Source organism: Pseudarthrobacter sp. AG30, from assembly GCF_003116525.1.
Taxonomy (GTDB): Bacteria; Actinomycetota; Actinomycetes; order Actinomycetales; family Micrococcaceae; genus Arthrobacter.
Window position 1 is genome coordinate 19,262 of the sequence record NZ_QEHL01000027.1, and the last position, 26,374, is coordinate 45,635.

25 protein-coding genes are annotated in these 26,374 nt (G+C 63.3%); 19 read left to right on the forward strand and 6 right to left on the reverse strand.

The features are described from left to right. Positions 1–31 precede the first annotated feature (31 nt). Genes DC347_RS19155 through DC347_RS19170 form a run of 4 tightly spaced genes read left to right on the forward strand, consistent with a single transcriptional unit; the run spans position 32 to position 2,805 of the window. Complete coding sequence (locus tag DC347_RS19155; protein WP_109864085.1) at positions 32–691, forward strand: arsenate reductase ArsC; 660 nt, start codon at positions 32–34, stop codon at positions 689–691. Then, positions 688–1,116, forward strand: a complete 429-nt coding sequence (locus tag DC347_RS19160) for a low molecular weight phosphatase family protein (RefSeq protein WP_109864086.1) — start codon at positions 688–690, stop codon at positions 1,114–1,116. Before DC347_RS19155 ends, DC347_RS19160 begins: the two co-directional genes overlap by 4 nt. A 2-nt stretch (positions 1,117–1,118) precedes the next feature. Further along, positions 1,119–2,327: an MFS transporter gene (locus tag DC347_RS19165; RefSeq protein WP_109864087.1), complete on the forward strand. Its 1,209-nt coding sequence runs from the start codon at positions 1,119–1,121 to the stop codon at positions 2,325–2,327. Next, on the forward strand, positions 2,317–2,805 hold the full coding sequence (locus DC347_RS19170; RefSeq protein ID WP_109864088.1) for a universal stress protein: 489 nt from the start codon (positions 2,317–2,319) through the stop codon (positions 2,803–2,805). The genes DC347_RS19165 and DC347_RS19170 overlap by 11 nt, the downstream gene beginning before the upstream one ends. 107 nt (positions 2,806–2,912) lie before the next feature. On the opposite strand, the gene DC347_RS19175 is transcribed toward DC347_RS19170, so the two are convergent. The 3 genes from DC347_RS19175 to DC347_RS19185 are packed head-to-tail and all read right to left on the reverse strand — an operon-like array spanning position 2,913 to position 6,693. Then, positions 2,913–4,118, reverse strand: coding sequence for a TniQ family protein (locus DC347_RS19175; RefSeq protein WP_109864089.1), 1,206 nt, complete (start codon positions 4,116–4,118; stop codon positions 2,913–2,915). Continuing rightward, complete coding sequence (locus DC347_RS19180) at positions 4,115–5,023, reverse strand: TniB family NTP-binding protein (RefSeq protein WP_109864090.1); 909 nt, start codon at positions 5,021–5,023, stop codon at positions 4,115–4,117. Before DC347_RS19180 ends, DC347_RS19175 begins: the two co-directional genes overlap by 4 nt. 2 nt (positions 5,024–5,025) lie before the next feature. Further along, entirely contained in the window at positions 5,026–6,693 is a 1,668-nt protein-coding gene (locus DC347_RS19185) for a Mu transposase C-terminal domain-containing protein (protein ID WP_109864091.1), read from the reverse strand. A 1,357-nt stretch (positions 6,694–8,050) separates the two neighbouring features. Between DC347_RS19185 and DC347_RS19195 the strand changes: the two genes are divergently transcribed. Both DC347_RS19195 and DC347_RS19200 read left to right on the forward strand, forming a co-directional pair. Then, complete coding sequence (locus tag DC347_RS19195) at positions 8,051–8,821, forward strand: ParA family protein (RefSeq protein ID WP_109864093.1); 771 nt, start codon at positions 8,051–8,053, stop codon at positions 8,819–8,821. A 254-nt stretch (positions 8,822–9,075) separates the two neighbouring features. Continuing rightward, the gene (locus tag DC347_RS19200) at positions 9,076–9,333 is read left to right on the forward strand and encodes a hypothetical protein (protein WP_109864094.1); all 258 of its coding nucleotides are present in this window, start codon (positions 9,076–9,078) and stop codon (positions 9,331–9,333) included. An 81-nt stretch (positions 9,334–9,414) separates the two neighbouring features. Here DC347_RS19200 and DC347_RS19205 read toward each other — a convergent pair whose 3' ends face one another. Next, positions 9,415–11,238: a MarR family transcriptional regulator gene (locus DC347_RS19205; RefSeq protein WP_109864095.1), complete on the reverse strand. Its 1,824-nt coding sequence runs from the start codon at positions 11,236–11,238 to the stop codon at positions 9,415–9,417. 237 nt (positions 11,239–11,475) lie between these two features. Beyond that, positions 11,476–11,769, reverse strand: coding sequence for a hypothetical protein (locus tag DC347_RS19210; protein WP_240617864.1), 294 nt, complete (start codon positions 11,767–11,769; stop codon positions 11,476–11,478). A gap of 571 nt (positions 11,770–12,340) precedes the next feature. On the opposite strand from DC347_RS19210, the gene DC347_RS19215 reads away from it, so the two are divergent. Genes DC347_RS19215 through DC347_RS19225 form a run of 3 tightly spaced genes read left to right on the forward strand, consistent with a single transcriptional unit; the run spans position 12,341 to position 14,155 of the window. Further along, positions 12,341–12,793, forward strand: a complete 453-nt coding sequence (locus DC347_RS19215; protein WP_109864096.1) for a hypothetical protein — start codon at positions 12,341–12,343, stop codon at positions 12,791–12,793. Further along, the gene (locus DC347_RS19220) at positions 12,794–13,240 is read left to right on the forward strand and encodes a hypothetical protein (protein WP_109864097.1); all 447 of its coding nucleotides are present in this window, start codon (positions 12,794–12,796) and stop codon (positions 13,238–13,240) included. It abuts the gene before it with no gap. 3 nt (positions 13,241–13,243) lie between these two features. Continuing rightward, positions 13,244–14,155 (forward strand): hypothetical protein, encoded by a 912-nt coding sequence (locus tag DC347_RS19225; protein ID WP_109864098.1) that lies wholly within the window; start codon positions 13,244–13,246, stop codon positions 14,153–14,155. Between the two features lie 8 nt (positions 14,156–14,163). Here the strand turns inward: DC347_RS19225 and DC347_RS19230 are convergent, their stop codons facing one another. Further along, a complete protein-coding gene (locus tag DC347_RS19230) occupies positions 14,164–15,306 on the reverse strand; it encodes a S9 family peptidase (protein ID WP_109864099.1) in 1,143 nt (380 codons plus the stop codon). A 170-nt stretch (positions 15,307–15,476) separates the two neighbouring features. On the opposite strand from DC347_RS19230, the gene DC347_RS19235 reads away from it, so the two are divergent. The 10 genes from DC347_RS19235 (at position 15,477) to DC347_RS19280 (ending at position 26,371) form a co-directional block, all read left to right on the forward strand. Further along, positions 15,477–16,556 (forward strand): CHAP domain-containing protein, encoded by a 1,080-nt coding sequence (locus DC347_RS19235; RefSeq protein ID WP_109864100.1) that lies wholly within the window; start codon positions 15,477–15,479, stop codon positions 16,554–16,556. Beyond that, on the forward strand, positions 16,553–17,065 hold the full coding sequence (locus tag DC347_RS19240) for a hypothetical protein (RefSeq protein WP_109864101.1): 513 nt from the start codon (positions 16,553–16,555) through the stop codon (positions 17,063–17,065). Before DC347_RS19235 ends, DC347_RS19240 begins: the two co-directional genes overlap by 4 nt. A gap of 43 nt (positions 17,066–17,108) precedes the next feature. Further along, positions 17,109–18,569 (forward strand): chromosome partitioning protein ParA, encoded by a 1,461-nt coding sequence (locus DC347_RS19245; protein WP_109864102.1) that lies wholly within the window; start codon positions 17,109–17,111, stop codon positions 18,567–18,569. Between the two features lie 40 nt (positions 18,570–18,609). Next, complete coding sequence (locus tag DC347_RS19250) at positions 18,610–19,209, forward strand: DUF6668 family protein (RefSeq protein ID WP_109864103.1); 600 nt, start codon at positions 18,610–18,612, stop codon at positions 19,207–19,209. A gap of 11 nt (positions 19,210–19,220) precedes the next feature. Next, a complete protein-coding gene (locus DC347_RS19255) occupies positions 19,221–19,490 on the forward strand; it encodes a hypothetical protein (RefSeq protein ID WP_109864104.1) in 270 nt (89 codons plus the stop codon). A gap of 27 nt (positions 19,491–19,517) precedes the next feature. Further along, positions 19,518–20,264: a hypothetical protein gene (locus DC347_RS19260; RefSeq protein ID WP_109864105.1), complete on the forward strand. Its 747-nt coding sequence runs from the start codon at positions 19,518–19,520 to the stop codon at positions 20,262–20,264. A gap of 108 nt (positions 20,265–20,372) precedes the next feature. Then, entirely contained in the window at positions 20,373–21,536 is a 1,164-nt protein-coding gene (locus tag DC347_RS19265; RefSeq protein WP_240617865.1) for a hypothetical protein, read from the forward strand. Beyond that, positions 21,523–23,031, forward strand: coding sequence for an SCO6880 family protein (locus DC347_RS19270; RefSeq protein WP_109864107.1), 1,509 nt, complete (start codon positions 21,523–21,525; stop codon positions 23,029–23,031). Before DC347_RS19265 ends, DC347_RS19270 begins: the two co-directional genes overlap by 14 nt. A gap of 113 nt (positions 23,032–23,144) precedes the next feature. After that, positions 23,145–24,605, forward strand: a complete 1,461-nt coding sequence (locus DC347_RS19275; protein ID WP_240617866.1) for a DUF87 domain-containing protein — start codon at positions 23,145–23,147, stop codon at positions 24,603–24,605. Then, on the forward strand, positions 24,602–26,371 hold the full coding sequence (locus tag DC347_RS19280) for a type IV secretory system conjugative DNA transfer family protein (protein ID WP_109864109.1): 1,770 nt from the start codon (positions 24,602–24,604) through the stop codon (positions 26,369–26,371). The genes DC347_RS19275 and DC347_RS19280 overlap by 4 nt, the downstream gene beginning before the upstream one ends. The last annotated feature ends 3 nt before the right edge of the window (positions 26,372–26,374 follow it).

Consider the following 26,374-nt stretch of genomic DNA (forward strand, 5'->3'; position numbering starts at 1 on the left):
CACGGCCTGTCCCCACTCAAGGAGTGCTGCCATGACTGAACACCGGACCACCGGCCTGGGACTACAGGACAACACCGAGATCCTGCACCGTATTAGCGCCCGCCTCGGCGAGAAGTTCGCTGGGATCTTCGCGCCCGAAACCGTGGAGCGGTACGTTTTCGAGTCCTACGCCGCGTTGGCCAGGACCGCAAAAGTCAGCAGCCATCTGCCCGCCACGACCGAACACTTCGCCAGCGACCGGCTCAGCGCCTTGGCTAAGTCCAAGGGTGCCATCGCCTCCGAGGTCCCCGAGGTCCTGTTCGTCTGCGTGCAGAACGCCGGCCGGTCCCAGCTGGCCGCGGCACTGCTCACCGTCGAAGCCAAAGGCAGGATCCACGTCCGCTCCGCAGGATCCCTGCCGGCCGCAGAACTGGACCCCGCCGTCGTAACGGTCATGTCCGAGATGGGCCTGGATGTATCCCGGAACTACCCCAAGCCCCTCACCGATGACGTCGTCCGCGCCTCGGACGTGGTCATCACCATGGGCTGCGGGGACTCCTGCCCGATCTACCCGGGCAAACGCTACGAGGACTGGGACCTGCCCGACCCGGCCGGCCAGCCCCTCGAGAAGGTGCGGGAAATCCGCGACCAGATCCACGAACGCGTCAAAACCCTCGTCGACTCACTCACCAAGGAAACAACCCACTCATGACTGAAGAGACCACATTGAAGAAACCGGCTGTGCTGTTCGTCTGCAGCAAGAACGGCGGCAAATCCCAGCTCGCTGCCGGCCTCCTGCGGGACCTCGCAGGCGATACAGTCACCGTCCATTCCGCCGGAACCAAACCGGGCAAGTCCCTGAACCCCCAGGCCGTGGAGTCCCTGGCCGAGCTCGGCATCGGCGTCGAGGGCGAACACCCCAAGCCCGTCACCGACGACGTCCTGGACACCGTGGACGCCGTCATCGTCCTGGGCACCGAGGCCAAGCTTGAACCGCGCGAGGGCAAACGCTTCGAAATCTGGGAAACCGACGAACCCTCCGAACGGGGCATCGAAGGCATGGAACGGATGCGACTGGTCCGGGACGACATCAGGACCCGGGTGCAGGCCCTCTACACGGAGCTCACCGGGAAGTAGCCATGCCCGCCCCTGCGGTATCCCGGACACTGGTCGCCGAAGGTGCACCGCGCGGCGGGCTCGCCGCGCTGTGCATCACTCAGACCACCGCATGGGGCGTGCTCTACTACGCGCTGATGACCGCCGTCGGGCCCATCTGCGAAGACACCGGCTGGGACCCGGCGCTCGTCACCGGAGCCTTCTCCGCCGGGCTGGTCGTCTCAGCAGCCGTCGGCATCGCCGTAGGAACGATGCTGGACTGGACCGGACCGCGCAACCTGATGGTGGCCGGCTCGCTGGTCGGTGTGCTCGCCGTGGCCCTGGCGGCCCTGTCACCAAACCTGGTCTGGTTCGCGGGCGCCTGGCTGCTGGCCGGAACCGCGCAGGCGGCGGTGCTCTATCAGCCAGCCTTCACGGTGATCAGCCGCTGGTACGGCCCGGCCCGGGTCCGGCCGCTGACCATCCTGACCCTCGTGGCAGGATTCGCCTCTACGATTTTCGCCCCGCTCACCGCAGCCCTCTGCACCGCAATCGGCTGGCGGGGAGCGTTCCTCGTTCTCGCTGGACTGCTGGGCGCCGTGACCGTGCCACTGCACACCCGCTACCTCAACCGGGCCTGGCAGCAGGAACTGTCCGCGGCCCAACTCGTCGAAGATGCCGCCCAGGTACGCCGCATTCGGCGCAGCCACGACTTCCTGGCCCACCAAGCCCTCATGGTCGTGCTGTGCCTCGGACTATATACCGTGACGCTGAACATCATCCCCCTGCTCATGGAAAAAGGAGCCGACTACACCCTGGCCGCACTCGGCCTCGGACTCGTTGGAGCAGGACAAGTCGCCGGCAGGCTGCTCTTCGCAGCCCTGCCCACAAAAGCACGCATCCCCGCCGTCGCCGGCACAGCCACCGCCGCGCTCCTGCTGCTGGCATTCATGCCAGGACCGGCGCCGCTGCTGATCGGCGCAGGAATGATCGCCGGAGCCGTCAGGGGCTGCCAGACCCTCCTGCAGGCCACGATCGTCGCCACCAACTGGGGCGCCACCGGTCTTGGCACCCTTCAGGGCCTCTTCACCGCGCCCCTCACCATCGTTACAGCTCTCGCCCCGGCCCTTGGCCCGGCACTGGCCACCTGGTCCGGCTCCTTCACAACCATGACCTACACCATGGCAGCCGCCACCGGAACCGCCCTGCTGATCACCGTCGGGCACACTGTGCGGGGCCGCCATGCCCGATGAGAGACGGCTTCCAGGCCCCATCATCCTCGGCGTGGGATGGAGCTTCACCGAGCATATGATCCGGACAGCAGCCGCCCTGGCAGCTTCCATCGAAGAACACCTCATCTGCGCATTCGTCGACCCCGCCAGCTACCTCACGGAATGGGAACCAGCGGACCACCGCACGGCCCTATCGCTGGACCCCAGCATTAACGCAGAAGCAGAATTCCCGTCGCGGTACCTACAACACAAACTGGAAGCCATCCTCGGCAAGCCAGGACACTCCTGGTCCTTTCGCGTGCTCAACGGCGACGTGCCCAAAGCCCTCAGCCGCCTCGCCGAAAACACAGGCGCAGCCCTGCTCGTCGTCGGGGCTGGCAGGCGCGGTACCCTCGCACGGCTTGACCGCGCCCTCGAAGGAAGTGTGTCAGCGGCCCTCGTCCACCGCCAGGAGCGACCAGTCCTCATCATCCCGGAGCCCCGCAACAAGCCCGGATAGGTGAAACCCACTGCCGGCCTTCCCGAGCCGGACGAGAGTCAACGAGCGTGCCACTTAGCGATGCGAAAAAGCTGCCAACCATCGCCGCGATTCACACCGATGTCATTTTACCCGTCACTTATTTTATGTGCCGTAGACGGTTGGCCAAGTAGTTTGTGTGACAGATATTCGGCCGGGATCCCGAGGTCGACCATTCTCTGAGTCAGAGTGTCCAGCGTGGCAGTATCGGTCCGGCCGTAGGTCGCGAAACCGAGAAGTGCCTGGGCTGTTTCGGGGTTATGGCGTGCGTCTTCGAGAGCCCGGTCAAGCGCTTCTTTGACCAACTCAAGACCGCTAAGTTTTGCCGCGGTCTTCGGTTGGGGTCGCGTGCCCGGATCGACAAGCCGCTCAGGTTCCGGGAGGAAGAGATCCGAGGAGGTTCCGTAGCCCGGTAGGGCGCCTTCCTGCAACGCCTGAATGATGTGTGCTGTGCCCGTCAACAGACTGCCCTGTTTGTTCCGCGGCAACTCTTCCAGCGCCTGCCATTTAGCGAGTCCTCCGCGAGCAGGCTCCCCGCACGCATCCCACATCGACTCGATGGCAGTCTTGCGCGCTCCCCACAAGGACAGCGGACAGCTCAGTTCATCGATGATGGTTCGCAGTAGCCGGAACCAGATGCCAGCGTGCACGGTGCGGCGCGGCAGTGCCACGGAGCCATCGTTTATTGCTTGCCCCGTCCTGCGGTCCATTTCCCGGACCGCTTCGCTTGCCGGGCGCGGCAGGGGGTCCTCTGTCCGCCAGACGAAATACTCCCCTGGGACGCCGGCGCAGTATTCCAAAAGACAGCCGTGGTCCGGGCAGCTGAGCAGCAGGGGAAGCTGCCACAGCAGATACAGCCCTTCTCTGGCAGGGTCGTCCAGGCACTGGGGGCAGGCCCGTGGATAGGGAATCTTGGGAATCCAGGCCCGCCAGCCGGGCACTATCCGCGGCGGTCGGATGCCGGGTTTCAGGAAAATGGAGAACTCATTGACGTACGTGTTGAATGCGGCCTCTTCAGGCTCGAGAGTGTCCAGCAGCCAAGGAATCCAGCCAGCCATGTTCATGCGGCTCAGGGTCTCGGACGGAACTCCTGTTCGCAGGCTCAGTTCCGTAAGCAATTCCTTGGGAGGGTCGAGGTCAAGGTCGGGTCGGCTCGTTCCGTTTCCGACGGCCGTCGAGGTGAGGAGGTTCCTGGCATTCATGGAGTAACAGGCGGCGATACGGCCGAGCCAGGAGGTCATGGCTTCGCCGTGTATCGGGTACGGGTGCAGCGGCCACCGGTTCGGCGGCCTCATGTTAGTTCGCGTTCGAACTGCCGGCGACGCTCGGTCGGGCCCTGGTACGCGGCCAGGGACAGGGTGCGCTGATTGATTGCTTCCTCCCCGCTGTCGACGGCGACAACGGCGGCTTCAGTCAACAGCAATGTCAGTTCCCCGATAGTTCCTTCGCTGCGGGCGAGCAGATAGCGTGCCGCATCGGCGGTGGCGATGGTCGAGGGGTTGCGCAGCGGAAAGGATGATCCAAAGCTGGCGAGCAGCGACAGGGCGGCGTCACCTTCCTGCCAGAGGGGCAGGACGACGGGTTCGAAGCGGTTTTCAAGCTGGTCATCTGATCGGATAGCCAGATATGCCTCACGGGTTCCGACCCCGACGAGAGGTATACGCAGTTCATTGCCCAGAAACCGCAACAGGTTCAGGAATTCGCGCCTGGTACTGTCCCGGCCGGCGAGGACATTGTGGAGCTCGTCAATGACAAGCATCCTCACACCAACCCTGCGCAGCACAGATAGCGCGAGCACCTCCAGGTCCGCCAGCCGCTGACGGGGCAGCAGCGGCGCGCCCATTGCAGCGAGCAAGGCCGTGTAGAAACGGCTCACCGACGGCTCAGAGGGCATCTGCACAATCAGCACCGGGATGGTTTCGCGGTCCGGGCCGGACTCGGCCGGATGACGGCGCCTGAACTTTTCGATGATCATGGATTTGCCATTGTTGGTCGGACCGATCAGCAGGAGGTTGGGCATCCGCTGCTTAGCCGGCCACTCGTAGAAGGTTTCCAGCCGTGCCAGCGCATCCACCGCCCGCGGATATCCGATCCACCGGTCCGCCCGGATCCGTTGGATGCGTTCGGCACCGGGCAGTCGGGCTAGGACCTGCGCGGACGGCTGCAGATGCCCAAGGTCAGGAACCGGATAGTCATCCACAGCTACCACTCCTCTATGTCCTCAAACGGCACAGCCACCGCCGAATCATCCGCGCCAGGGAGCATGCCGGGCGGCTCCGGCACCGCCGCAGCCGCTGGGACCTTGAGATGCCCGCGGCGCTCGTTCTCCCGACGCGTTTTTCGCGTGTTCTTCTGGGCGGTGAGGGCAATGTCGCGCATCTGCCCGATCATGCGGAACAAGTCTTGTTCATCGACCTGGGCGCGGCCGTTCCGGCGCAGCCGCTCCATTGCCTGGCGGTGCTCCCATAGAGTGACGGCCGGACGGGAAAGCGTGCGGTAAGGGACCTCAACATAGGCTCCGCCTGCAGGTTCCAACACCCAGATCCGGCTAATGTCCCGCGGGTCACGACGAATGATGAACTTTCCCAGTTGCCCGCGCCGGGCAATCCAAGGCTTGAGGGTGTTCGAGAAATAGTGCACGTGGTCAATAACGAACCCGGTCCGGGTAAGGGTGCGTCGGATAACCGGCAGGAAATCGATCAGGAACGCTGTCGGGTTCGTGACCACGCGCGGGATTGCTGTCCCTGCTACGCCTTCGGCCCACCGCATGGCCGGCGTCTGGTGCAGGCCACTGTGGATGCCGCCGTGATAGCGGGCAACTGCCAGCGTCAGCCACTTCTCCAGTTCCCGCAGCGTCAACGCCGCCATTTTCTCTGCGTCATACGAGCCCCGTTGGACCGGGTTGGAGAACGTTGTTCCCGGAAGCTCATGGACCATTGTCATCGCCGTGCCAATCACCCGCTCCACCACTCCCCCGTAGTGTGGGCGGCCGTGAGGCCTGAAGGTGAGTCTGATGCCATGCTGCTCGCAGCCGCGCTTCAGCGCCTCACTTTTGAACTCCGCCGCGTTATCCACGTACAACTGCTGGGGTTTTCCACTCATTGGCCAATCCGCCTGGACCCCGAGACGCTCCAACGAGGGGCGCTTGTCACTGCAGGTGTGCGCCAGGCACAAGCCAACCGAGACTGCCGAGGGAGGCTCCAAAGTGACCACCATCCCGACCAAACAACGACTAAACACATCGATCGCCACGGTCAGATACGGGCGGCCAATCAGTGACCTGTCCCGTTCGTCAACGATCATCACGTCCATCACGGTGTGGTCGACCTGCACCTGCCCCAGCGGACCGGAGATTTCCGGGACGGTGCCACCGGCAGCCTGCAACGGCCGGGCACCCTCGGCGCCTTCCCTGCTTCGGGCAACCATCAACGGGTGCAGTCTCTCTACCCTGCGGGACACCGTATTTCTCGCGGGCGCCGGCAGACCTCGCGCGCTGCACTCCCGCACAATGTCACGGTGTACGGCCGCCAAACTGGGTTTTTGCTTCTTCAGGTAAGCCTTGCGGATCGTTTCGCGGATCACTGTCTCCGCCGACTCAGGCAAGCGACCGACCCCGCGTCCGCCCGTGGACCTGCCGGGCGCCAGATCCGTCAGCAGGCCACTGCCCTGTCGGTACCTGTCGATCAAGACGTATACCTGCCGCCGCGATAGACCCAGCAGCTCCCCCGCAGCGTCAGCAGCATCGTGGGTGACGGCAGTCCTAGCTACCAGCGGCTCTATGGCTTCAGCCTGTCGGCGTAAGCGCTCCCACGCTTCATTGGGCATGCTCAGCACGCCCTGCTCGAGGATCGGCGGCTCCTCGGCCGTCATAGGTGCCCACGTCCGTGAAGATGCATCCTGGCCATGGTTGAGGTTAGTGCAGGGGTCTTCGGAAGAAAATACCTTGGGTGCAGAGCACTTCGGACAAGCCAATATCAACAGCCGGCTGCACCGGAGTGTTGATCCCCTATGAGCCAGTGCAGACGACTTCGGAAACTGACACCTGCCATACGCCATGCGTTCATGCATGAATGAATGTACGCATGCATGCGCGCGTGCTGGCAGGTATCCAGAAAGCAAGCAAGACCGGTGCACACAAGTGTGCGCGCGAACATGCAGGCCTGCTGGGCGGCGCAGCCCACCCTCCCCCTGCCAGCATGGACGACAGCAGTAGGTGACGAGACGCGGATCGCAAGAATCTGCCAGGGGCCGGGGCAATGCCGACCGAACGCAGGCGGGGGAAGGTGTGGTGGGCGGCAAGGGGCCCTCCCGGGCCGGCGAGCAAGCATTCCTTCATTCATACCTGAATGCATGCACTCCGCTTTGGTCAGGAGCATAACCTCCGCCCGGCATGCCGGCTTTCGACGCGCGATTTTCCTTTCATGCATGAATGAAAGAATGAGAGACCGGTCGGTTTCGGCATTGCGCTCAGGCATCCACTCGTGCTTGAACAATTGACGAAGTTCCAAAGCTCCAGCAGGGCACTTGCATGCATTCATGCGGGAACGTTTAGGATCCAGCAGTTCGTGACCCTGCTGGGTTAAATGAACTCCGCCGTCGAAGTTCACACGCGCAAGCGACGGGAAGGAATGCATTCATTCATGCATGAAGGACGTGCGAGAAATGAAGCCTGAGTAAAGGCCGGACAGTGCCGCTTACGTAAGCCAGGCCGGACGGCCGAAGAGCAGGCTTGCAAGCTGGAATGTCAGCGTGCGTTCCTTCAGGCATCGTTGACAGCCATCCCGCATGCAAGGGAGCACGCCTGCACGCATTCATGCATGAAAGCATCGTTGCATTACAGCACGTACTCGGGATGCGGGTTGGGTCCGGCTCCCTACCCGGTCGGGTGCCACACTCGGGGGGGGGTACACCTCTTCCCACTTATCCTTCCCAGGATGCATACACCTTGCATTCGTTCATGCATGAATGCACGCAGGAAGGACCAGCAGCAGGATAAGAGAACACCCGAATTAGCAAGGGAAACGGGGCATGGCCTTGGGATGGGGGAGGGGAGTGGTCGGCGTACCGTTGCACCGTCTCCGACCGAAAATTGTGAAGGAAGCATGCCTGCGTGCTTACTTTCTTTCATGCATGAATGAAAGAACTCTGTCATGCCAGTTTGATCACAGCTGGGGAGTAGACGGCGTGGCTCCTTGTAACGCACAAATGCGCCCGGGAAGCTTGAGCCATGCAAACAATCATGGTTTACAGCGAGTCAGGTGGCGCCACCAAGACGACGTCAGCTGTCTCTCTCGCCGCTGTAACTGCCGCCTCGGGACGCAAGGTCGTCCTCGTTGATCTCGACCCGCGTGCCGCCGCAACCAAGTGGATCGGGGTGGAGCCGAAGGAGTCTGGCCTCCACGTCGGTGCCATCCTGGGCGACCCGGACCCGGAGGGTTGGGCTGAAGACCTAGCCGTGGGGTCTAGCTGGTTCCCCAACCTCCGCGTCGTTCCGTCTGCCCGCAGCGTCTCCAACCGTGAAGCAGACCGGGCCGATCACGCAGAGCTCCGTCTCAAGACATCCCTAATGGGAATCGACGCCGACGTCGTCATCATCGACTGCCCGAACCGTCAGGGTGGGCCGCTCACTCTCTCCGCCCTCAACGCAGCGGACACCATCGTGTACGCCGCCGGCGCCACGGTGGACGGTGTGGATGGGGTAGCGGGTGCTCGCCGCAGCGTTGAACAGTTCCGCACCTCACGCAAACGCATCGGTGCGCCCGACAACCTCCATGAAGCCGGCATCATCGTCGGCGCCGTTGCCTCCACAGTCATGTCCAGAATTGCGGTCGCCAGCATTGAGGAACTGCGTGAAACCGGAATGCTGCTCACCCCGCTGGTCCCGCACCGTACCATCGTCCAAGAGATGCGCATGACCCAAGAGTGGTACGGGGAGTACCGAAAAGGCCTGCCGGTAGTGGAGGCCTACACCAAGCTGATGAAAGAGATCGTCCGATGACCGAGGCAAGCGTAATCAAAGACCGACCGGCACAGCTGCGCCGCAGGCCCCGGCCCGCCCCGGATGAGACGGTGGACCCTGTCGACTACAACCCGGCAACCCATACTCAGGCAGCACCGGCCGCCGCCCCGGTCCAGCCTGAGCCCAGCCCAGCCAGTGCGGGAGGGGAGCAGAGGCCTGCCGTGGAGGCAGCGCTTGCGACACTTCCTGCTACCACGGCTGAGCCCGTCTCTGTGCCAGAGCCAGAGACTGCAGTGGAGACTGCACCTGCGGCAGTCGCGGTTCCCTTCGAGCCGCAGGCTCCCGCTCCTGCGCGCCAAGCGTCCAGAGCGTCAAAGGCCAAGGCCACCACGAACAAGAAGTCCCAGCGCCGCGAGGTAACGTTCCCGCTGAGCACCCGCGTCTCCCAGGAGATCCTGGATCTGCTCTACGACGCCCAGGAAAACGAAGGCGTTACCCTGCGAGACGCAATCGAGCAGGGTGTCCGGATGCGCTGGGGCTCCGCCCGCTAACCCGCATCCCCTCGAGCCATGCTTTCGTGCATTCATTCATGCATGAAAGCATGGCTTTTCCCTTTGCCGCCGGAGGAGGGGTCAGGCCGGTTGTCTGAAAGCCATGTCGGATAATGACCACTCATCGGGCGGTGCGTCGAACAGCTCCCACGGGTAATCCTCACCGGGCGAGAGAAGCTCAGCTACGGTAGTAACGTTCTTGGCCAGCCATTCCCGCCAGATGATCCGGTCTTGACGGTACCTCTGCACCTGCGCCGCCACTGCCTCCAGAACTCCGAACTGTTCAGCGAGCTGTCTCAAAGACGTCGCGGTTACCACCGACCAGGCCCTACCGGCGTCACGGGCGACCAGGTTCCATGCCGTAAGGACTTCTAGCGCCTCGTGCACCGCGGACCTGGAGAGGCGCGTAAAACGGACAATTTCCGATGTCGGCATCGCGGGAGATTGCTCCAGGGCCTCGTAGACGAAGGCCGCCGGCAGCCCCAACTCCCGGAACACCGGACGCAAGGCGTGAAGCTTTCCCTTCTGCCACCTCACATCTTCGGCGGCGGCCCTGAGCTCTTCAGGCACGGTTAGCATGTACAGATCGCCTTTGGTTCCACGAGCTTCTTCCACCAGCGTCACTAGGGGATCCTTCTCTGCACGCAACTCCCTCAAGTGGAGGCCGACGGTGGTGTGGTCAAGGCCGGTGGCAACCGCGATGGACCGGACGCCGAATTCGATGAACCGGGAAGCTGTCATGTGGGCTGCCTCGCCCAGTGCTCGTAGCACCATTCGTCGTGCCATTCCCTCCCTAGATTCCTGGTAGTTCACCTCTCTGATCCTGAGCGCGTTCCGCCAGGTCCTGATGAACCGATGCTCTGCATCGGGGTTGGAATTTGAGGAGGAGCCCTTTACCGCTGCCGCCTGTGGGGGTGGCTGGCTTGTGGGGGATCTGCGGACATTGTTATTCGGGTCGTTATCGGTCTTGTTTTTGCTGAGGTAGCTGAGGGCGTTCATCCAGTCCCGGCGCAGGGACGGAAGTCTGTGACGGGCTGCGTACCGGGCGTAGAAGGAGGCGAGCCCGGGCCAGGTTCCCTGGAGCATGCGGCGTTCAACATCGACCAACTCGAGGCCGGCGGCCGCCGCGGACAGGATGACGGCCTGGCGTGCGTTGGAGTCCGAGGCGTACTGATTTATGTCGTAGAGTCCGGTCTGGGCGAGCACCTGCATTGATCGGGACATGCGTCCGGCGGGCTGGTCGATGGCCGGGGCGTTCGGGATTGAGGGGGTGAAGGATCCTTCCTGCCTGAGGGCCCGGACAGCCCTGATCTCTGCGGCTAGGTCTTTGGTCATGGCGGTCCAGACTGCGGAGCTATTGGGCCGGCGGGCGATGTCGTAGGCCATGGAAAGGCTCATCGCCAGCTGCTGATGGCCGCCGCGCTTGTGCGCTGAGCCGGGGGTTCGCATGCAGCCGTGGAGCAGGTTTTGGTGCGGGGTCTTGTCGAGGGTCCGGTACCGGGTGCCCAGCGCCTCGACAAGATCACGCGCTTCGGAGAAGGTGACCCGTTGCGCCAGCGGGATATAGACATGGCGGCCGCCGTTGGGAGAGTAGTCCTCGATCCAGCGCGCCCCAACTGAGTGCAGCCAGGTCTGGACAGCCCGGACATCGGCCTGGACCCAATCCTGCCCGGCTACCCCTGAGTCGAAGTCCAGGAAGATCGCAGCGCAGGTGCCGTCCTTGCCAAAGATCCGAACTGCGGCGGGAACCGAAGGAAGTACATCGGTGAGATTTCGTTCATGTTTTTGCGGATAGGACCTGCCCGCATCCTTGGAAAGTCGGACCCGGGGCTGACCTGCGAGGACGGGTGCGAGGGCAGCCCACGCCTCTGCGGGCGAGCATGATGAAGTGGGGTTGCGCGACACGCCCGTGACAGGTATAGCTGGCGACGCCCATGGGTGTCCATGTACGATGGGAACAATCCTTTCGGGGAGAGTTGCTGTGAGAGGCAATGAAAAGGGACCGATCTTGGCGGATCGGTTTTGTTACACAAATGAAGCTCTGTCAAGGACTTCCAAACGATTCGCGGACTGTTCGCCGGCAAGCATCCCAGTTCGTGAATCAGAAGCTTCGAAGGCCCGCCTCGTGCGGGCCTTCAACTTTTAAGAAGCTAAGCGGCCAAGTGGCAACTCCTCCTGCTGAACGATTGCGTGAAGTTTGGTGTTGGCCAGGCGTTCTTCGACCACATCGGACAGCCAGTCACTGACGTACTGGTACCCCTCCGCTTTTGCAATTTCCTCCATTGCATCGGCCTTCGGAGTAGCGATGCGGAATCCGACAAATTTGCGGTCGCCCTTAGAGCGCCTGCCCGTACGAGTAGTTGGAGCCATCATCCCTGTCCTTTGAACTACGGCAACCGTGGCTGCCTTTACTTCAATAGAGTGATCGAGCCGCATTCTTTGTGGCCCTAAAGGAGCGAATGCTGGGCCTCCAGCTCCTCTGAAACTGAAACTACCACCGAGAACTTCCATGCCTCGGCATTGAAACAGAAACAGTTCCCGGCGTGTTGAAACGGAAACAGCCCCTTGCGCTCCGGCGCTTGTCCTAACCGCGGAGCCGGGACGGTACACCTGGTGGGATCCTCAGCGCGACCGTTGCACGAACAAGCCTTAACGTCCCGTGATGTGATGGCCGCCGTTGATTGGGCTAATTCGCCTGCGGTTGCTGCGAACCTGCCCCATACTAGGGCTACCCCCGGCCGTTGCCATCAGCTGCGGATTCGGTCCGCGCCCGCTCAGGGTGGACCCGTCTCCTCAATACCCTTTCCGCACTCTCCATGCTGTCAATGAGCGCTCTGGTCGTTTTTTCAAAATCTCGCGCAGCGACAGACTACATACATGCTTCGCACATGTACAACTCGTTGCCTATACCCGCAGGGAGTCATCGGGTAACATTTGGTGTCAGCTGCCCGCCTGCTTTGTGTGGCGGTCTACACAAGAGGCTGAGCTTGGCTAAGGAGCTACCTGGATGGCAAATGGGGGCCGCAGCGTGTTTCTCACGCAGCAACAGAAGAAGGAGCGGCTGGCGGATCGCATGGGCATCCTGGTGGATATCTGGGAGTCCGATAACAACATTGCGCTCACTTACCCTCATGTGGAAGAAGCACTTTCTTCTCACGGAATCCACCTGTCACGAACCCGATGGTCGTACCTGATCAATGGCACTGGGAGCCTTGTGACGGATCAGGAACTGCTAAGGGGCATGGCAGAGTATGTTTTTGCGGTACCTGCCAGTTATTTGTGTGATCTCAACAGTGAGACTCCCCCCGAAGTGGAAGCGCGCATGGAGTTCCTGGTACAGATGCGCAAGCTGAAGGTGAAAAACTTTGCCGCGAGAAACCTGGGGGCCACCTCGCCCGAGATGCTGAAGACGATCACCAGGATCATCGATGGATCGATGAACGGCGAAGAGGAGGACTAAATGAGCCTCCCGTCGGTCGCAGAAAAGGTCGAGGAGCTATGTGGGGACGGTACGACGTCGCTGGAGGACGTTGTCGACCGCTTGACCGTCATCTGTGAGAAGCCGATCAACCTGATCGAGTACAAGGAGTCTTGGGGTGCGTTGACAGCCTTCAAAGCCGAGTTTGAAGATCGCATCAACGTCTACTTCCCACCGCAGAAGTCGCAGCAGTACAAACTTCATTGCATCTATCACGAGCTTGGGCACATCTTTTTGGAGAGCTTTCGGATTTCTCTGGCCCTGCCGAATCTCTCGGAAGAGATGCTGCGGGAAACCGCGGATGCAATCAGTATCACCTGCCGGTCTGTTCCGAATCATCCTGTCGAACGCTGGGTAGAGGAGTTCGCCTTCGAAATGTCGAAAAAGACCCGGACGCGGAGCTCGCTCGAGCCTGAGCCTTTCCTCTAAACCATGAAACTGCTGCTCTTTGTGCTGCTGACTGCCCTATGCCTCCTGCGGATCCCCTCAGTGGTCAAGGCGTCGGAAGCCCGGGCATCGTGGGTGGCATCGATGTTCGGCCTCGCGGCGCTCTATGTCCTGGGGACGGTTACACCGTTGGCGTCCATCGACAGCTATCTGGGTGGCGTCAACGTGACCAACCTTCTTCAAGCCGTCTTCGCGCTACTGGCGATCTTCTTCTTCAACGACAGCGTCCGGCGGTTAGCAAACGTACCCGTCAGATGGACCTACTATGCTCCGCTACTGAGCATTCCCGTCATGATTGTCAGCTTCGCCCTCATCAAGGACAAGGGTCCAACCTCTGCGGACTTCATTGATTACCGTATGGACCAACTCGCAACTGCCACGTACAGCGGCACGTACATGCTCGCGTTGCTCTTCACGGTTCTCCGGATCATCTACATGCTCCGGCACAAGGCCCGGGGCCTGTACGCAACATTTTCAGCAGGCCTGCTGGTGGTTGCAGCGGCTGTCTCGTGCCACATTGCCTACGTGCTGCTGTTCCACTTCACGCCCTGGCATGCGTTCGCAGAGGCGATCGGAGCCTGGTTTGACCGGCTTTTCTATGCCGGCCTCTCGGTGACCGCTGCGGGGTGGCTGATTCTATTTCTGTCCAAGCAGTTGCCGAAGTTGCGGCTGTGGATGGTCGATGCGTTTTGGCTTACTGCGCTGCGGATCCGGGTACATGCCGATCAGTCCCGCGTCAGTCCGGCGTGGGACCTGTTCAATGAAACGCTGGAGAATGGGGTCTACAAAAGCCTCATTGTGCTGCACAACTACCAACGGGCGAGCATGACGACGTTCTCGGACCCTGTTCAGGGCAGAATCAGCCACATTGAGGCCAAGCTTGACGCGCAGACCTAGCCCCTTGCTCAATTCAAGATCGTTTTGCTGATCCAACTCGTGAGTTCATTGGTGAAAGTATCAGGCGAGGCATTCCATTCCTGAGTATGGTGCGCCTCGGGTAGGGGTATCAGGGTGACGGTGTCAGGATTCGCGCGTTGGAACGCAGCCGAGATCTCCCAGGGAACCTCCTGATCCGCGCTGGAGTGCAGGACCAGCGTTGGAACTGCTACCCGATTAGGATTGTCGACCCATTCAAGGGCATTGAAGTTGATCGGTTCCTCCAGCCCGATCATCCTCGCGAATGGGGGAGCCTGCAGCAGGGACATGACAAGGCCGGCCCCCACAGCCGGCACGCAGGCCGCGGCCGCTCCTGCCGCGATGGTCTTCCGCCAGCTCGTGACGGGTCCTACTAGGACCAATCCAACGATCCGGTCCCGGTAAGCGCTGAGCTCCGCAGTGAGTAGGGCAATGGTGCCACCCATTGACCAGCCCGAAAGGATGATTCGCTGCGCTCCATGAGCCACGGCATAGCCCACAGCGCTGTCTACGTCTCGCCATTCCGTTTGACCTAGGTGACTCGCTTCGGCCTGCGGCGGACTAACCTCCAGGTCACTGCGGAATGAGGGCACCAAGGAAGTGAACCCCAAGGGACTGAAGGCATGGACATCCCGGAACATGATCGTGCGATCGGTCCAGCTGCCATGGATATGGATAACCCATGTGTCCGCGTTCCGACCTTCGAAAAGCCATGCGGGCGCCTCACCGTAGGCGGTGGGGATACGGACCTCTTCAAACCGTCCGGACACCGCAGACGGCTCGAAGAACACATCGGGGGTCCAGTCGACCACGGGTCCCAGAGCCGCCGGCCCCGATCCGGCCGGATGGATTAGCCGCTCAACAAACTTTTGATCATGGTCGATCAGAGTGATCTCGCCGACTCCGGTGTACCGCTCCGCTACAGGGTCGAACACTCCAAATTCGCCGGGTGCTTTTGTGTAGTCATCCAGGTCGATGCGAACTTTGAGGCCATCATCGGTCAGCTCGGCGCGACGGTAGTCCTTTGGACCCCGTTTCACGATCTTGCGGGCCATGACGACCGCGAATCCGAATAGTGCGGTCGGCGGTGCAAGGAACGCCACGCAGGCCAGGCCACGCCGTGTCGTCAGCATCAGGTCCCACCCTCCAGCACCGATCCGGGAAGTGTATCCAAGTCCGATTATCGTAAACGTTCCTCTAACTTTGGATATGTATGATGCATGTGCACTACAGGCATTGCACATGTGCGCTACAGGCGGATACCCTTAGTGAGGGCTAGCCAGGGGCTCAAAGGGGGATTTACATGCAGCGGAAGTCACTTGGTCTCGTGGCTCTGATCGTCCTCCCTGGCATCTTGATAGGCGCGGTCTTTTCCATCCTCTTACTCCTCACCCCAGCGAGGCCCGCTGCCGCCGACTGCGGGCCAACCGTATCGGTGGCCATCAACGGCGACACTAAGGTGGAGGGTTACTCCCAGGAACAGTTGAAGAACGCTGCGGCGATTCTGGGTGCCGGGAAAACGCTGAATCTGCCCGTGAAGGGCCAGATGATCAGCGTCATGGTCGCGCTGGGGGAGTCGGGGCTGCGTGTTCTGGACCGCGGCGACGTCGCCGGGCCTGATTCCCGGGGGTTGTTTCAGCAGCGCGGGAACGGTGCGTGGGGATCCTACGCGGATCGGATGGACCCGACCATCAGTGCGACGAACTTCATCAAGGCACTGCAGATGGTGGACGGCTGGGAGCTGTTGGAGCCGACCATTGCCGGCAATAAGGTCCAGCGAAACGCTGACCCGTACCACTACCAGAAGTATTGGCCCGAGGCCGTGAGACTCGTCCTGGCCCTCTCGGACGGCACATTCTCGCTGCAGGGCAGCGGCTGCGCCATTCCAGGGCAGTCCGGGGCCGGGGATGACTACCCGTGGAAGAACTCACCGACCTGGGTGCAGGCCGGCACGGACCCAGCGGCGGCATCTCCGCTGGGCATGTTTTACCGCGAATGCGTCGACTTTGCCCTGTGGCGGGTGAACCAGCAGATGGGATCCACCAGTGCCCCGTTCAAGTTCCTCAACGGCACCTTCCGCCCGGACGGCCAGAAGTTGGGTTCGGCCCGGACCTGGAAGGACGGCTGGGACGCCAAGGGCTGGGCCACCGGCAACATTCCCCGGGTCGGTGCGGTCGTTTGGTACGCGCCCGGCGCCGGGGGAGCGGACCCCACCTTTGGGCACGTCGCCGTGGTCAAGGAGGTCAAGGACGACGGGACTTACGTCGAAGAGGGCTACAACGGCAATCCGTCCCCGGATGACCACAGCTACTACACCCGGACGGTCAGCAACTCGGTTCCGTCAGCCTTCCTGTACCTGCCCACCCAAGAGGAGAAGAAGTGAAACAATCCCTGGCACTGACGGCGGTGGTCCTGCTGTGCACGGCCTGCGCACCGGCAGCGAACACCACGCCGGTCCCGGCGACCAGCACGGCCGCGACAGCCTCAGCACCGGTCTCCCTGAGCGCGGGCAGCGGCCCGCAGGCCCCAGGCGGAACCGTCCCGGCCACCATCGGCATCAGCTGGGATCAGGCCAGCAAGGACGCCGCCGTAGACACCGCCCAAAAGGCCATGACGGATTTCGCCCGCCCCACCGTGGAGGACAAGCAGTGGTCCAACGACCTCGCCCGCTGGCTCACACCCCAGGCCACCGCCGACTACTCCGCCGTGGACCCCGCCAACGTCCCCGCCAGCCGGGTCACCGGCCCCGCAACGCTGACAGTCGATGAGGCCAACGGTTACGGCGTCGTGGCAGCCGTGCCCACCGATGCCGGCACCTACACCGTGCAGCTGCTCCGCACCGGCCCGGAAGCCCCGTGGAAGGTCAACCGACTCACCCCACCCACATCCTGAACGCCGCACCTCACTAACCCCGTCAACGTAAGGAATCAGGTTCATGAGCACCACTTCAACAGAGGTCCTGGCCTTCCCGAACATCAAGGCCATCATCAGCGACAACGGCACCGCCGAGGTCGTCGTGGCAGGCAACTCGCGCGTCGTCCCGGCAGGGGAGACGCTGCAGGACCTGCGCGACAACGCCCTGGCCCTTGTCGTGGCCGAAGCCAGGACGCTGCAGCGCCCCGTCCGGGTCCGTATCGAGGATCCCGAGGGCCACGGCGAACTGATCGTCCACCCGGACGGCAACGTCGAGTCCGTCTCCTACGAACCGCGGCCGGCCCGCCGGCGCACCGCCTCACCCGCGAGCACGCACGCTGCGGCCACCCCGGAAGTTATCGACGCCGCTCCAGCGCCGACGCCTGCGGTGACGCCTGAAGCTGCCCAGCCGACGGTGGAACGCCAGCTGTGGCCGCCCCTTCCAACGGATACTGCGTTGGCCGAGGACGAGGCTCCGGCCGACGATGAGGCACCGCAGCGGGCTGTTGCAGCTGATGCGCCGGTGACCCGGCGTAGTTTGAAGGAGATCTCCTTCCTGGTCAGCGCCCCGGTGCTGGAGCCAGCTACGCAGGGCTGGCGCGGTATCCTGACCCGGCTGGGGTTCCGGATGGACCCCTCGGAGGAGGAACTGTCCGAGCGTGAAGATATCCGCACGGTCAGCCAGCACTGGCCCGGACCGCGGACGATCGCCGTGGTCAACCGCAAGGGCGGGGCGAACAAGACCCCCACCGTGGTGATGCTCTCGGCGATCCTTGCCCGCTACAGCGGTGCAGCAACGGTGGCGTGGGACAACAACGAATCCCAGGGCACGCTTGGCTGGCGGACCGAGAAGGGTGCGCACGATCGCAGTGTCCTGGATCTGATCGATTCCTCCACCGAGCTGCTGTCCCCTTCCACGAACGCGGCCGAGATCGCCAAGTTCGTCCACCACCAGACCGCCGACAAGTTCGATGTGCTGCGCTCGGACGAAAACGAGGAAGGCGACCACGAAGTCACCGCCGAGGAAGTGGACATCGCCCACCAGGTCCTCACCCGGTACTACCGTCTGGTGATCATGGACTCCGGCAACACCGCCCGGGCGGCGAACTGGCGGCGGATGATCGACCACACCAACCAGCTCGTCGTCCCGGTCACCGCCATCGAGGACCGTGCAGAAGCAGCGCGGCTGACCCTGCAGACCCTGGAATCCCGCGGTGGCCACGACGCCGAGCTGGCACGCAACGCCGTCGTGATCGTCTCAGAGTCCACCGACGCCAAGCGCAGCATGACAGGGGATGCCCTGAAGCGCGCGAAAGCCGAGGCGCAGCGGATCGCGGACGGCTTCGGGCCGTTCGTCCGCGCCGTCGTCCGCATCCCGTACGACCCTGCCCTGGTCAACGGACCCATACGTTACGAAGCGCTCCGGCCCGCGACCCAGCGGGCGTGGCTCGCCGCGGCCGCTGCCGTGGCCAGAGGCTTCTAGCACTATCCCTACGGAACTTGAGAGTTGAGAGGAGGACCAAATGCAACAGACCCTGAACCCCTGGGTTACGCGCCCCACGGCTGATGAACCGGATGTGGAAACCCGGGCTGCGGCTGCCCCGCCGGCCGCAATCATCAGCACACCGCTGCGGGGCATGGTCGAGCCAGACGCGGCGGACCGGCTGGCGTCCCGCAGCATGGTCGGTACAGCCCGCCTCTGGGTTGTCGGTACCCATGGGGGAGCGGGTGAAAGCCGGATCGCTGACCTCATCGAGTCTGCCCGTTCGACTGATCATTGTTGGCCTGTTCTTTCCAGCGGCGGCAAGCCGCGGGTGCTGCTGGTCTGCCGGGCAGACATGCGGGGCCTGACAACTGCCAGGAACGCGCTCACCCAGTGGGCGTCAGGCGCAGCCCCGCAGAACGACCTGCTCGGCCTCGCCGTCCTGGCAGACGCGCCGGGAAAGACACCCAAAGCCCTCCGGGATTTCGCCGCCATTGTGGGCGGTGGAGCCCCACGGTTCTGGACGCTGCCCTGGGTGGACACCTGGCGGCACACGGACGCCATGGAACTGCCAGTCGCCCGCGAATACCAGCGCTTCATTACCGACGTGGCCGCCCTGGCCACGGCTACCAACCACTGAAAGGTCTCACCATGAACACGATCACTGCAGTCACCACCAGCGTTATCCCTAACCCCACCCCCGTTGTCCCTGCGCAGGCGGGCGGTCTGCTGACCATCCTGAACTGGGCCTCCGGCATCGGCCTGGTCCTGGGCGTCCTGGGCGTCATCATCGTCGGCATCGGCATGGTCATTCAGCTCCAGCGCGGTGAAGGCGCGCAGGCGATCGGCAAGCTCGGCTGGGTCCTCATGGGCTGCATCATCATCACCGGCGCCGCGGGCATCGTCCGCGCCTTCGTCTAAGCCAGCACCGTCAACGGGAGGTTCTGTATGAGCCAGTCAAAAGAGAGCACCACCGAAGGCAATTCGTTCACCAGGCCCGGGTTCATCGTCGCGGCCGCGCTTGTGCTTGCACTGGTTGCGGCAGCGATCGTCATCTTCCTTCTCCCCAAGGGGCAGAGCGATGCCGGCCCCCTACCTGATGCAGCGGAATCCGCTTCAGCTGCAGCAAGTGTCAGTCCCGCACGTGCAGACAAAAGCATCTGTGGGCTGCCTTCTTCTTCTGACACAGCCCTAGGAAAGGCTCCCCAATCCAAGTGGGAACTGGTCGGCCGCATGGCTGCACCGACTGAGCCCACGACTTCCGGCCCAGGTTTGACCGACGCCAGCGGCTTCCGCTCCTGCTTTGCACACTCACCGACTGGAGCACTCTATTCCGCGGCGAACGCCGTCGCTCTCGGTTCCTCCGCTCAGGACGAGGTCAAGCTCGCGGAGCGGCTACTGGTACCGGGCCCTGGCAGAGATGCGGCCATCACGGCCGCGACAACACGAAGTTCATCGGCTGAATCCAGTCAAAGCGCACAAATCAGGGGTTTCATCATGAAGTCCTACAGCCCCACTGAGGCCGATGTTGATTTGGCCTTTCAGCTCCAAAACGGGGCCTTGGCGCACAGCGTCCTCTCGCTGCGGTGGGTGGACGGGGACTGGAAGGTTAAAGCCTCAGATGAGGGCCAGATATTCACCGGCACCGCCCAGCTCACTGATCTGAGCGGCTTCATTGCCTGGTCTGGGGTGTAAGCGATGGCTGACTGCAAACTGGGGGATATCACGTGCGTTGCCGGCAACGTGGTATCGGGAGCCGTGGACGACGCTATAACCAACCTGGGCAAAGCCATCACTGAAGGCATGAGCCAGATGGTGACGACGTTATCCACGTTCTGGGTTTCCATGCCGACCGTGAACCTGACCAGTGAGGACGGATCAGCAGCGAGTCCAGTGGTATCCGCCGTGAACAGTGAGCTGATGCCCTGGACTCTGGCCCTGGCCGTCCTTGCCGTAATTATTGGCGGCATCCGAATGGTCTGGGAACAGCGCGGGGTGCCCCTAAAGGATCTGCTCCGGTCGCTTCTCACACTCACCCTGGTTTCAGGACTCGGTCTGGGAGTCATCGCCATATTAGTGATCGCAGCCGATACCTTCGCGGCCGCGATCATCCAGAGGTCCACAGATGGTAAGGGTTTTGCCGAGGCAATGAATGGCCTGGTTATGACCGGTCAGAGCGGTATCGCCCGGTTCATTCTGATCGTTCTGGGCCTGGTTGGCTTGATCGCATCTTTGGTGCAGATAGTGCTGATGGTTGTCCGCAGCGGCATGCTGGTGATCCTGGCGGGCATCCTGCCAACCACGGCCGCCTTCACAAACACGGAAATGGGCAGGCAATGGTTCCAGAGGGCAGTCGGCTGGACTATCGCCTTTATCCTTTACAAACCGGCGGCAGCCATCGTGTATTCGGTCGCGTTCCTACTGATGGGCAACACCAGCGGCCGTGACGCTCTGGTGGGTTCCATCAGCGGATTCACGCTGATGATCGTGGCGTTGTTCGCGCTTCCAGCCTTGATGCGGTTCGTCACCCCAATGGTCGGAGCCGTTGCCTCCGGCGGTGGCGCGGCAGCCGGGGCCGCGTTCGGTGCTATTGCAACCGGGGCTGTCTCCATGGGCCGTCCCGGCAGTGGACGAGGTAACGCGACACCGATGCCGGCCAGCAACAACAGCACGCCCAACACCCACACGGGCAGCTCTCCAAAGGGCAGCGCTGGTTCTTCGGGCCCACGGGGTGGGGGAGGACAGCCGACGCCCGGCACTACAGGACCGGGCGGCGCCGCAGGCACCGCAGGCAAAGCGGGAGCAGCCGCACCGGCCGGAGGTGCTGGGGCTGCGACGGGAGCCACGGCCGCGGGCCCGGCCGGCATGGCCGTAGCCGCAGGCGTACAGGTGGCGTCCAGGACATCAGAGGCAATCAAGACGACCGCGCAGGATTCAACCGGGGAGGGCCCCAGTGGCAGCAATTAACACCGAATACAAGGAACCGTCCTACGGCAACTGGCGGGTCCCGCGCTCAGCCGGACTCGGCAACCTCGGCGCTATCGGCACCGGCGTTGTCATGGTCGGACTCCTACTGGGCATCGTCAGCTTCGCCATCTGGGGTCTATTCGTCGGCCTAGGCGTCCTCGCCGTTTCCGGCGCCTGCGCACTGCTTCTGACCGTCAAGGACATACACGGCCAGTCCGTCGTAGATCGTCTGGGTATTCGCATGGCGTTCCAGGTCTCGAAGTCCTCAGGGACCAACCTGTACCGTTCGGGGCCGCTGGGCGTGACTGAATGGGGCATGTACCAGCTGCCCGGGTTGGCGGCGAAGTCGACCCTGTACGAGTTCGCCGACTCCTACAAGCGACCGTTCGCCATGCTCCATGTACCGGCCACCAGCCACTTCACCGTGATCTTTTCCACAGAACCGGATGGGGCTTCCCTTGTGGATCCGGAGCAGGTTGATGCCTGGGTGGCTAACTGGGGCGGTTGGCTTGCCGGGCTGGCGGACGAGGCCGGTCTGGATGCCGCTGCCGTGACCGTTGAGACCGCTCCGGACTCGGGGTACCGGCTGCGGAATGAGGTCTTGATGAACATCAACCCGGACGCTCCGCAGTTCGCCAGGGACATGCTCCACGAGGTCGTAGACACCTATCCGGAAGGATCGGCCACGGTGCGTGCCTGGGTGTCCCTGACCTTCAACGCCTCTCTGCGTGCAGGGTCGAAGAAGCGCACCCCGGAGGACGTCGCCCGCGACCTGGCCTCCCGGATCCCCGGGCTGTCGGCCCGGCTGCAGTCCACCGGGGCCGGGATTGCCCGGCCTATGGCCGCGCAGGAACTCTGTGAGGTAGTAAGGATCGCCTACGACCCTCCTGCAGCGCTGATCATTGACGAGGCCCACGCGGCCGGCACGCCGGTGTCCCTGAGCTGGGGCGAGGTCGGTCCGACCGCGACGCAGGCCTGTTGGGACGACTACCGGCACGACTCTGCCTTCTCGGCGTCCTGGACGATGACCGGCGCTCCCCGCGGTTCGGTGAACTCATCGGTCCTGTCACGGCTGCTGGCCCCGCACGGGGACATTGACCGCAAGCGCGTCTCCCTGCTGTACCGCCCGATGGACTCCGCCCGCGCCGCAGCCGTCGTTGAGCGGGACCAGAACAACGCCAATGTCCGCATCACCTCCGGCACCCGCCCCACAGCACGGGCACTGATCGATGCCCGCTCTGCTGCGCAGACCGCCCAGGAAGAAGCCCAAGGCGCCGGTCTGGTGAACTTCGGCATGGTCGTCACGGCCACCGTCACCGACATGGAACGCCTGCCGGACGCCGTTGCCGCCATCGAGCAGACCTCCGGTACCGCCCGCGTGCTGCTGCGCCGCGCCTACGGCTCCCAGGACACCGCCTTCGCAGCCTCCCTGCCCCTGGGGCTGGTTCTGCCCAAGCACAGCATGGTGCCCACCGAGATTAAGGACGCCCTCTAATGGCCCGGATCAAGCTTCTGAAAGCAAAGAAGGCAACGACAGTAAAGACAGCAAAACCCCCGGCAAAGGAAGCAGGGCCTGGCTCGCGGGGATGGACCGGACGGGGCGGCGGCATGGCCCAGCTCCTCCCGTCAGTCCGGGAGTACCGAGGGACGACGGTCCAGGTCTGCGGACTGTGGCCGTTCTCCTCCGGTGCCTCATCACCCATGATCGGTGTCCCGCTCGGCCGGCATGAGGAAACCCAGGCAACAGTCTGCTGTGATCCGATCAGCTGGTTCCAGCGCGCACGCCTGATTTCCAACCCGTCCGCGTTCATCCTCGGCAAACCCGGCCTCGGAAAATCCACTGTAGTGCGGCGGATGTTCATCGGCCTCTCCGCCCAAGGCGTGCACCCGCTGATCCTGGGCGACCTCAAAGGCGAGCACGTCAAAGCCGTCAAAGCCCTCGAAGGCCAGGTCATCAAGCTCGGCCGCGGCGTCGGCTACATGAACATCCTCGACCCCGGCCAGGCCGTCGAAGCCGCCCAGCTGCTCGAAGACAGCGGGCACCACGAAGACGCCGCACGGGTCCGCGCCGACGCCCACGGCCGCCGCCTGACCATGGTCGTCTCCCTCATCACCATCAGCCGGAACAACCCGCCCACCGACCAGGAACAAACAATCCTGGACCGGGCCCTGCGCGTCCTCGATGAACGCTTCGACGGCGTCCCGGTCCTCAAAGACCTGCTCGACGTGATCGTCTCCGCACCAGACGAACTGCGCCAGGTCGCACTGGACCGCGGCGACATGAACATCTACCTCCAGGAAACCCGGGCCCTGGAAGCCACCCTGCTGGGCCTGACCGGCGGCGGAAAGCTCGGCGAAATCTTCTCCCGGCAAACCACCAACCCCATGAAGCGTGACCGGGCCGTCGTCTTCGACGTCTCCAGCATCGACGAGACAGAAACCGATCTGCAGGCCGCCGTGCTGCTGGCCTGCTGGTCCTACGGCTTCGGCACCGTGAACGTCGCCAACGCCCTCGCCGAAGCAGGGCTGGAACCGCGCAGAAACTACTTCGTCGTCCTGGACGAGCTGTGGCGGGCCCTGCGCGCCGGCAAGGGCATGGTCGACCGCGTGGACGCCCTGACCCGCCTCAACCGGTCCGTCGGCGTCGGGCAGATCATGATCTCCCACACTATGTCCGACCTGCTGGCACTGCCCGCAGAAGAGGACCGGATGAAAGCACGGGGCTTCGTCGAACGCTCCGGCATGGTCATCTGCGGCGGCCTCCCAGCCTCCGAAATGCCGCTGCTGACCTCCGCGATCCCGCTGTCCCGGCAGGAACAACAGAAACTCATCTCCTGGCAGGACCCGCCCGCGTGGGACTCCCGGGGTGTCGACGTCGAACCGCCAGGTCGTGGGAAGTTCCTCATCAAGGTCGGCGGCCGTCCCGGAATCCCGGTCCAGGTGGGCCTGACCTCCGTGGAGCACGGCCCCGACGGGGTCAACGACACCGACGGGAAATGGCACGGATCCCCGGAACCCATCCTCGACCCGGCAGCAACCATGCTGACGATTGAAGGAGGCGCCCTGTGAGCGCACCGAACCGCAAAGGCATCGGTCTCGGGGACGCCATCCTCGTCTGGCTGGCCATCGGCTTTATCGTCGTCTTCGGCGGCGGCACGTACGCCGCCGTGCACATCGGGTCCTGGATGGCCGGCATCGACACCCCGCCGGCCCACCCCATTGACCTGATCGCCGGGCTCATCAAGGGCAAGGTGCCTTGGCCGGCCCAGTCCACCGTCGTCGTTTCCGTCATGGCGGGCCCGGTCCTGGCCCTGGCCGTCGTCGTCCTGGTGGCCTGGCGTCAGGGTGCATCCAAGCGTGCCCGAGTGGACAAAGCCGCCCGCTACCTCGGCCGCGGAAAGTCCCTCGCAGCCTTCTCCGAGAAGGGTGCGCAAGCCAAAGCCGAACGGCTGGGAATCAAGGACAACCCCGGCATCGTCGTCGGCAAGGTGGTTTCCACCGGCCAGAAATTCGTCCAGTCCTGGGAAGACCTCAGCCTCGACATCTGGGGACCACGGACCGGTAAATCGACCTCCCGGGTGATCCCCGCAATCCTGGACGCCCCGGGCGCCGTCGTCTCAACCTCGAACAAGCGTGACGTGGTGGACGGCACCCGCGGCGTCCGCGAAGCCACGGCCCCGGTGTGGGTATTCGACCCACAAAAGATCGCCCAGGAAGAACCGGACTGGTGGTGGAACCCCCTCTCCTACGTCACCGACGAAGAGAAGGCGTACAAGCTCACCCAACACTTCGCGGTCGGCTCACGGGTACCCGGGTCGAAACCGGATGCCTACTTCGACCCCAAAGCCGAAGACATTCTTTCCTCCTACTTCCTCGCTGCAGCACTGGGCGGCCTGCCCATCACGCAGGTCTACCTGTGGGTGACCGAGCAGGTCAGCCAGGAACCCATCGAAATCCTCCGTGAGCATAACTACGAGCTGCAGTACAAGGGCCTGGAGTCCACGCTGAAGCTGGCCGACAAGCAGCGGGACGGTATCTTCGGCACCGCCGAGAAGATGATCCAATGCCTCAAGAGCCGCAACACCCTCCGCTGGGTCGCCCCCACCCGTGGTGCCAACGTGGCCACGGAGACGCGTCGACAGTTCAACCCTCACGCCTTCGCTGCGTCCCAGGAGTCGATCTACATCCTTTCCAAGGAAGGTGCTGGCTCTGCCGCTCCTTTGACCACCGCGCTGACGGTGGCCATCGCTGAGGCAATGGAGGAGCGCGCAGAGCGCAGCGGCGGACGCCTGGCCAAGCCGGCGCTGTTCGCTCTGGACGAGCTGGCCAACGTCGTCCGATGGGCCGGCCTGCCGGATCAGTTCAGCCACTACGGCTCCAAAGGCCTGATTGTCATGGGCATCCTGCAGTCCTGGTCCCAAGGCGTCGAGCTCTGGGGCGAGGCGAACATGAGGAAGATTTGGTCCGCCGCGAATGTCAAGATCTATGGCGGCGGCGTCGCCGAAGAAGGATTCCTCCGCGCCCTTTCTGACCTGATCGGAGACTACAGCTACATCAACGTCTCCATCTCATCAGGGAAGTCAGGGTCCAGCCGCTCCTGCCAGGAAGGGAAGGAGCGGATCTTCGACGTCTCCAACCTCGCCGAACTCGACCGCGGCCGCGCCGTCGTCCTCGCATCCGGCGCCCCGGCCACGCTGGTGCGCACCATGCCCTGGTACACCGGCCCCCACAAAGACGCCGTGGAAGCATCCATCAAGAAGTACAGCCCGCAGCCAGAGAAGGAACCGGTACCGGTAGCAGCGGCGCCGACGCCAAATCCGTGGGTGAACGGTTAGGGG